Source organism: Halomonas sp. PBN3 (assembly GCF_000475415.1).
Classification (GTDB): domain Bacteria; phylum Pseudomonadota; class Gammaproteobacteria; order Pseudomonadales; family Halomonadaceae; genus Halomonas; species Halomonas shengliensis.
On record NZ_AXCA01000137.1, the window covers coordinates 1 to 1258 of the forward strand.

General features: G+C 68.8%; 1 protein-coding gene. It reads right to left on the minus strand.

Annotation, left to right across the window (positions count from 1 at the left end; all coding sequences use genetic code 11):
* Window positions 1-68: 68 nt before the first annotated feature.
* Entirely contained in the window at window positions 69-1226 is a 1158-nt protein-coding gene (locus tag Q673_RS24980; RefSeq protein ID WP_023005410.1) for a cytochrome P450, read from the minus strand.
* Window positions 1227-1258: the final 32 nt, after the last annotated feature.

Here is a 1258-nt window from a genome sequence, read left to right on the forward strand (position 1 = left end):
CATGCCTGGCGCACAAGCAAGGAAGGCGCCCCGCGGGGCGCCTTCCGTCATCATGGCCTGACCTGCGACTAGCGCCGCACGTGCAGCGGCACCTCGGAGTAGCCGCCGGCGGGGTAGAGGGCACGCACCGCGGGACGTGCCGGCAGCAGGGCGATATCGACGGTGGCGTCGAGCAGCGCGTCCATGAAGTCGTGAAGCTCCATTCGCGCCAGGGGCGCCCCGGGGCAGACGTGGATGCCGGCCCCGTAGAGCAGGTTGTCTGCGGGGTCGCGATCCAGACGCACCTCGTCGGGGTCGCCGAACACCGCCTCATCGCGGTTGGCCGAGCCCCACAGGAGCGTCAGGCGATCGCCGGCCTCGAGACGGCGGCCGCCGATCTCCACCGGACGGGTAGCAATGCGCCGGTTGGACATCAGAGGCGCATCGAGGCGCAGGATCTCGTCGATGGCCGCCGGCAGCAGGCGGCGATCGGCACGCAGCCGTCCCTGGAGCTCCGGATCGGCCGCCAGGTAGCGCATCAGGATGCCGATGCTTGCCGAGATGGTGCCGAGTTCCCCTACCGTCCAGTTGCGCAGGATGCTGACGATCTCTTCGTCGGCGAGCGCACGCTCCTCCACCGTCTCGTTCATGATCCGGGTGGTGACGTCGTCCGGCGCATCATCGCCGGCCGCTCGGCGGATTTCCAACTGATCGCGGATCACGCCATCGAATTCCAGCGCCAGCTCACCCAGCGCCTCGCGGTCCTGGGCCAGGGTGGCGGCCTGCTGGCGCTTCACCCAGGCGCGCAGCGGCTCGTGGAGCGCGGCGGGCCAGCCCATGAAGGCGCACTGGATCTCCAGGGCGAAGTCCTGTCCCATCTCGGCCATCGCTTCTACTTCACCGTCGGCGGGCAGACGGTCGACCACGGCCTCGGCGATGGCTCGGCATTGCGGCGCAAACTCGGCCATGGCCTCGGGGCCGAAGTAGGGCTCGATGAGTCGCCGGAAGCGAGTGTGCTCGGGCGGGTCCATGGCGTTGGGCACCGACAGGTGGCGGCTCGCCGCGTTGCTGAAGGTCTCGTGGTCCTCGAGCACGCGCATCACGTCCGCATGGCGGAACAGCGACCACTGCAGGTAGTCGCTGAAGGCCACCGGGCAACGGTGGCGCATCTCGTCATAGGCGCTGATCTGGTCGTTCAGCGCATCCGCGGCGCGCGGGTCCCAGTCCTGCTGGCGCGTATCGCTCATGTCATCTCCTGAGAAGTGAGCCATACTTGTAC

Excerpts from the sequence above, each read along its gene's own strand:
- Q673_RS24980 (WP_023005410.1), bottom strand. The coding sequence starts at position 1,226 with ATGAGCGATACGCGCCAGCAGGACTGGGACCCGCGCGCCGCGGATGCG.